The organism is Porphyromonas miyakawae, assembly GCF_045865415.1.
GTDB classification, from domain to species: domain Bacteria; phylum Bacteroidota; class Bacteroidia; order Bacteroidales; family Porphyromonadaceae; genus Porphyromonas; species Porphyromonas miyakawae.
Window position 1 is genome coordinate 42,545 of sequence record NZ_BAAFSF010000003.1, and the last position, 6,378, is coordinate 48,922.

8 protein-coding genes are annotated in these 6,378 nt (G+C 44.5%); 2 read left to right on the forward strand and 6 right to left on the reverse strand.

Features of this window, described 5'->3' with window-relative positions; all coding sequences use genetic code 11:
* Positions 1–6: 6 nt before the first annotated feature.
* Positions 7–471 (forward strand): DUF3872 domain-containing protein, encoded by a 465-nt coding sequence (locus tag ACLWMH_RS05535; protein ID WP_411915618.1) that lies wholly within the window; start codon positions 7–9, stop codon positions 469–471.
* 207 nt (positions 472–678) lie between these two features.
* A complete protein-coding gene (locus ACLWMH_RS05540) occupies positions 679–1,215 on the forward strand; it encodes a ClbS/DfsB family four-helix bundle protein (RefSeq protein ID WP_411915619.1) in 537 nt (178 codons plus the stop codon).
* A 38-nt stretch (positions 1,216–1,253) separates the two neighbouring features.
* Here ACLWMH_RS05540 and ACLWMH_RS05545 read toward each other — a convergent pair whose 3' ends face one another.
* From ACLWMH_RS05545 to ACLWMH_RS05570, 6 genes are all read right to left on the reverse strand, one after another.
* The gene (locus tag ACLWMH_RS05545; protein WP_411915620.1) at positions 1,254–2,519 is read right to left on the reverse strand and encodes a PcfJ domain-containing protein; all 1,266 of its coding nucleotides are present in this window, start codon (positions 2,517–2,519) and stop codon (positions 1,254–1,256) included.
* Entirely contained in the window at positions 2,516–2,956 is a 441-nt protein-coding gene (locus ACLWMH_RS05550; RefSeq protein WP_411915621.1) for a PcfK-like family protein, read from the reverse strand. The genes ACLWMH_RS05545 and ACLWMH_RS05550 overlap by 4 nt, the downstream gene beginning before the upstream one ends.
* Positions 2,957–2,978: 22 nt before the next feature.
* Positions 2,979–3,647: a hypothetical protein gene (locus ACLWMH_RS05555; protein ID WP_411915622.1), complete on the reverse strand. Its 669-nt coding sequence runs from the start codon at positions 3,645–3,647 to the stop codon at positions 2,979–2,981.
* Between the two features lie 127 nt (positions 3,648–3,774).
* Positions 3,775–4,122, reverse strand: coding sequence for a hypothetical protein (locus ACLWMH_RS05560; protein ID WP_411915623.1), 348 nt, complete (start codon positions 4,120–4,122; stop codon positions 3,775–3,777).
* Positions 4,123–4,265: 143 nt separating this feature from the next.
* The gene (locus ACLWMH_RS05565) at positions 4,266–4,748 is read right to left on the reverse strand and encodes a DUF1896 domain-containing protein (RefSeq protein WP_411915624.1); all 483 of its coding nucleotides are present in this window, start codon (positions 4,746–4,748) and stop codon (positions 4,266–4,268) included.
* A gap of 27 nt (positions 4,749–4,775) precedes the next feature.
* Positions 4,776–6,017 carry a site-specific integrase gene (locus ACLWMH_RS05570; protein WP_308555888.1) on the reverse strand — a complete coding sequence of 414 codons (1,242 nt, stop codon included), beginning with the start codon at positions 6,015–6,017 and terminating at the stop codon, positions 4,776–4,778.
* Between the last annotated feature and the right edge of the window lie 361 nt (positions 6,018–6,378).

A 6,378-nucleotide genomic window follows, 5' to 3' on the forward strand; every position in this document is an offset into this window, starting at 1 on the left:
ACAACAATGAAAAAGTTCCTAGTGAATACGATATGGGCTGTGGGAGCGATTGCCCTCGCCCTCTTTTGTCTATCTGCTTGTACTCGTGAGCTGGATGTGCAGCAGGCTTATGACTTCTCGCTCGAAGTGATGCCTGTGCAGAACTCCATAGCTAAGGGGGAAACGGCTGAAATACGCTGTAGCCTCAAAAGAAGTGGTCGCTTTGCCAATACGCAATACACGATCCGTTACTTCCAGCCGGATGGCAAGGGCTGCTTGAAGATGGATGATGGCACTGTATTCAAACCGAATGACCGATATCCGCTCACGAGAGACGCCTTCCGGCTCTATTACACTTCACGCTCTACCGACCGCCAAACAATTGACATCTACGTGGAGGATAACTTCGGACAGCTTCAGCAACGGACTTTCAACTTCAACAATGAAAGGGAGGATAAACCAAAATCATCAATAGAAATACAGCCAACTTAGGAAGAAGTGTAATCTTCTTTGATTGCGACTTTCTTTTGCTTCTTTGCTTTGGTCGCCTGCTCGTACTCAAAGACAAAGAAAAGAAGCCCCCGAAAGTGTTGCCGTCTGTCGGCACCCTTTTGGGGGCTTTTGTTATTGAATCTACGAACAAGGTTCCGAATCTTCATCCTTTTACTTACCTTTGAGACAAACAGAGAATAAAGAGATATGGCAAGAGCTACAACAAAGGCGGATTTGATGACATCTGCTAATCAACAATTTGTGAAGATGTGGGAGCTCATCGACAGTATGAGTGAGGAGCAACAAGCGACACCTTTTGCTGTGGAAATGACTACAAGCGGTAAGGAAACACATTGGAGAAGAGACAAGAACTTGAGGGATGTACTTGTACATCTGTACGAGTGGCATAATCTGCTATTGAATTGGGTCCAAGCCAATAGCAATGGGGTGCCTAAGCCTTTTCTTCCCGAACCTTACAATTGGAGAACCTACCCTGCACTGAATGTTGAGTTTTGGAAGAAGCACCAAAGCACATCGTTGGAGGAAGCAAAGGAAAACTTGAAAGCGTCTCATAATGCTGTAATGGTTTTGATAGAAAATTATTCCAATGATGAACTTTTTGCCAACGGCTCATTGCCTTGGACTGGGACATCTATACTGGGAGCATATTGTGTCTCGGTAACGGCAAGTCACTACGATTGGGCGATGAAGAAAATAAAGAAGCATATCAAACTCTTGAAATAAACTTAGTGGAAAAGAGCCGACAGCTCCTTTACCGAACTTCATCGTACAACTTCCCGTATCAGTTGGCTATGGGCATTGACAAGGCTCACAATTTGGTCGTGGTATGGGGTGTTTTGGTTGCACACACCACGGCTCTGTGTCACTTGGAGTGTGTCCAGAGAGACCTCTATCGTCTCTATTCGTTTGCCCTCAATGGTAGCCGACAGAATGAGCGAGTTCTCTTTGAGATAGTACTCATTTGAAAATAGGCAGTGATGCAATTCAGCTCCTTCGTCTATATACTCCTGCACGCTCTCCAGGACGTGTACTTGGATTGTGCCGTCCGTGAAACGGATGCCGAAGAACTTTGACTTGAGTTCACGAAAACGCTCCTCGTCCGCCATTGCCTTTTCCCGCTTTCGCTCCATCGCCTCCCGCTCACGCTGTCTGCGGAGCTCCGCTTCTCGTTTGTCATGCTCCCCTCTGAGGTCGGAGGGGCAGATATATTTCGGACTGTGGATGTCCTTACCCAATCGTTTGAGCATATCTACATAGTCACACCATAAGACAATGTCGCTTATTATGTAGTGGTGACGCAGTGTCAACTTGTATGAGTTCCAATAGATGTCAAGCCCTTTGCCCCTTGATAGGAAGTGTCTTAAATCCTTGTATCGTCCTGCTTTCATCATTGTTTCTGCACGACTATCAGTAAGTAGAGCTGGGATGAGTTGAGTAGGTGCTATGCCGTGAAACTCTCCGTTGAAGCCATTCCTATAAAGCGTATTCGTGACCTTTAGCTTCGGATATATCTGCGAATAGGCTACATATCGGTAAGCTTCGCTATCGTTACGGATAGCCATCGGAGAGCAAAAAGAAAAGCTATCAATATAGTGTCCAAAAGTTCGCTGTATGGCTACTAATGCTTGTCTCCCTGCATCGTTCCACCAATAATGCCCAATCTCAATGACAGAGCTCTGTGCTCTGCAACCTTTCTCCATTTCAGCCACGAGGAGGAACATCCGCAACACTTGATACTCACCACAAGTGGTTAGTAGCGTGAAGTACTGCTTCTGTTGTAACTTACGCGCTCTTGTTGTCTTGACTTGCAACCTTGCCCTACATTGAGGGCAAGTGCAAGTATCTATAGGCTGCTCTAAAGTCCAACTATAACCACAATCCATACAAGTCGTACGACCTTTAGGTAAGCGGAAGGCAAAGTGGTCTATGCACTCTCGGAATGCCCACTGATGCTGTGCTTTTGTTATCGGGCATAGTCTCGTACTCCGTGCCAAGACGGCTTTCTCAAACTTGTTTCTAGGTTTCATAAGGCAAGGGTGTCAAATAGTGTGGGTTGCGGTTGTATAGAAGATGTTGTCTCTGTTCTTTCAGTTCTCTTGGGTCGCTCATTTCGCTTCTGCAATTTGACAAGTTCCTCTTGTTGGTATTGCTTGATAGCTTCCTGCCGTGCTTGCTTTTTCTCTTCTTCGGAGAGCTCTACAACGTGATTGACCACAACATTGCAACCAGAGACTTTATCCACCTCTATATCATCTTCATCATAGTAGTGAACTGCCATTGAGTATATCTCCTCATCGGCAAAGCCATTACAACCACTTCTTTGCACCTCACTCAAGATATAGAGAATGCACTCCTCTATGTTCTTATGGGGCTTCTGTAGATTGGGCGCAAACAAAGGGTCTGTCATCGCACGTTCATTAAGATACTCGGCTATCGTTCGGGTAAATTGTTCTGTTCCTTTCATTGTCTTATCGGTATTAGTGCTGTTACTGCTTGGGTATCTCTACGATTTGGTTGATAGGTCCATAGAGGTAGTTGCGTAGGCTGGTGCGGTCGGGAGCATAGTACTCTGCCCACTGTCCATATTGATTGACGAGGTACTTCTTCAATACATCAATGAAGTCAAATCGCCATCCTTGTAGCGGTACGGCAGAGCGGAAGTAGGTATTGTTATTCACCGCTTCACAGAGCCAATCCTTATCCTCACGGCTCATTCGCTCGCCACGATTAAGCTTTGCTCTCAGGAGATATACAGAGCTGTCACAAAGGCTTTTCAATGGGGGTACGTTCCAATGGACGAACTTGGTAGCCAACGCCTGCTCACTTTGTTCAAACTCAGAACTTATGCGGTAATGAGAGGAGGAGCTATATCCTTTTTCTTTCGTTGATGATGTCATATTTACTTTCTGCTTATTCATAAGAGACCTTTTTTTTATGCGTTCAAAGATCGGAGTATGCTGATTCCTTTTTTCAAGCAAAAACAAGGTAGCGGGGCAAGACTTACACAAGGTTTTGGCGGAAAATACTACCCGAAGCGAACAGCATAGGTGTGGAGATTTTCCAGACAAACCGAATGGCCTGACCTTGGGAAAGTCTTTAAGCCCCGTACTACCTTTGCGATGAAAAAGAATCAGCTTCCGATTTGACCACTGCATAACTGGGGAACTATGACTGAGAAGCAGAAGTGCAATGCCTAAACACAAGAAGCAAAAAGGGTGACTAGACTCGAAAGAGAGCCAGTCACCCAAAGAGTTGTTTCTCTGAAGAGAGAGAGGTGCTATATCATAGCACGCAAAGTAGTATTACGGCTAGTACAACAATCCAAAAGAGGTAGCGTAAAAGCGTAAATGTGATTTGCAGAACGGTACGAACGATGAATCGTAGTACCACAAAACCAATCAGTATCAATAGAGCTGTTACGATCTGTGCTGTGACTAACTTAGAGAGTAAGTACACTCCACCCGATAGGATACCTATAAGTAAGGTAAGTCGGATGATGCGAGACCATTTGATCTCGTTGCTTGGAGTTGTTTTGGACGCAACTTGTAATGGTTCCTCTTTATCTGCAGGAACACTTGCCCGTATGAAGGCTGGACTGTGCAGGTCTTTGTTCACGAGAGATCTATTCATATTCGGAGTCTTTTAGAGTTTTCAAGAGCAGAGCCAAGAGACTATGCGACATAAAGACAAGAGATAGAATATGCTCTTGACGTATGGCGCAGAGAGACTATCTTGGCTCTTGAAGCTCAAAAGGCGCACGAGATAGGGATAATCTACATTGTCGACTCTAATGCACTCACATTGCCTACCGCGGGAAGTTGATTAGCTTCGATAAGAAGTACAACTGTTCCTGTCAGTTCTGTGTAGAGCGTATCATACTCAGGTGTTGCAACAAATTCATCCGTAAGGTTATACTTGTCAAATAGGTTCTGTATCGCCTTGTTCCCGAGAAGTATCCGAGAGAGTCGTTCGGGGAGTGGGGAGGGGAGCTCCTTTTCAAACTCATTCTCCAAGACGGACACAAGCGTGTCGTATTTGGAGAAATGCAGGTCACGATATAGTACTTCACTCGCCATACTCTCTGCTTCGGGATACGAGAATCCTTCTTCCACAGCATCACAGTAGGTAGTAAGAGCTTCATCAGCTCGTGCCTTGATAAATGGCTTGTCTTCCACCTTTTCAGGGAAATGCTCACTAAGGTAGCTCTCTAGCTTTAAGCGGAAGTAGGATAGTTCTTTCTTATTCGTTGTCTTCATCTTCTTATTTGGTTTTAATGGTTGCACTTATTGCCAGCTATTCTCCCCGATACCCATTGCCGTATTGAACTTGCCTAGCTTGTCAGCAAACTGCTCCATGTCATGTTCAATCTTCTTATTGGTGATACGGGCATAGATTTGCGTTGTTCGGATATTGGTATGACCCAGCATTTTAGAGACACTCTCTATCGGAACTCCCTTGCTCAGTGACATTGTCGCAAAGGTATGTCGAGCTAGGTGGAAAGTCAAGTTCTTCTTGATACCACATATATCTGCAATCTCTTTGAGGTATGAATTGGTCTTCTGATTGCTGAGGATAGGGAAGAGCTTGCCATCACGATAAGTTTGGTGGCTATATTTACTGATGATGCGCTTAGGGATATCAAGGAGCAGCACATTGGTCTCCACGCTTGTCTTCTGTCGCTTAGTCATAATCCACTCTTTGCCACCAAGCATCACGATATTGTCGGGTGTAAGATTAGCCACATCAATGTAGGCTAAACCTGTAAAGCAGGAAAAGATGAAGATGTCTCGTACCAGCTCCAATCTCTGGATATTCAACTCCTTGTTGACAATCTGTAAGACCTCTTCATCAGTCAAGAACCCTCTATTCACTGGCTCTAAGTGAAATCGGAAGTTGACAAAAGGGTCGTGATGTAGTACGCCTAACTTTTGCCCCAAAATGACTACAGTCTTGAAGGTCTTCATCGTCTTAGTGGCTGTATTAGGATTTTGCCCCACCACTGTGCGTAGGTATAGGTCAAAATCATGTATAATCATATAGGTTAGCTCCGTGAGCTTGAGGTCTCTACGTCTGAGTTTATCTTTTAGGAACTCAGAAAAGCGTCTTTTGCAGACCTTATACTTTTGAAGAGTGGGCGCAGAGACTGAGATGCCAACTCGAGCTGCAACATCTTCATTGTGTTTGTCGAAGAGTTGCATGATGGTATCTATATCTTGTTTTTTGCCAAGATGTTCTGACTTGATACGCTCTAACGAGAGCTCATCAGTCATTTCTAACTTGCGAAAGATGGCTTGTAAACCACTTTGGATGTTATCCAATTGCAAGTTCGTATTCAGAGCTTCGGTGTGACGCCCTTTTACTCGCTCTTTTTCGCGATCCCATTGGGACTGCACGATGGTGATGCCAGTGGAGCCTAGTGACATCCGCTCATTGTTGAGATAGATGCGTAGCATGACTGGCGTTTTTCCTTCCTTGTTCACATAGTTGCTACGAAGGTAGAATGCTGTTCTGAAAATTGATTGCATACATTGTCTGTTTTTATTGTAGCCAAGCATAGAAAGTTTGCGACCAGAAAAGCTACACATTTATGGTGCTATAACTCTCTACAACTCGCCTACAAAGTTGCACATAATTGTTTGAACTACAGCAATGTACAAGTACTCTAAACAGACTCTCTACGTACTCTTGGCTACAATTATTTTTTGCGAGAAAAAAGTGTAGCCAGATTGTAGCCATTGGAGAGTATTTTGGGCGTTTCGGCTATCTCTGTAACTACTCTGAAGAGGTAGAGGTCTATAAAACAAAAGTATCGTAACTCGTTGGAATTACGATACTTATACTTTTTCAGTAATACTCTCTGGCGATGCCGCCAGAGTACTTAAAGCG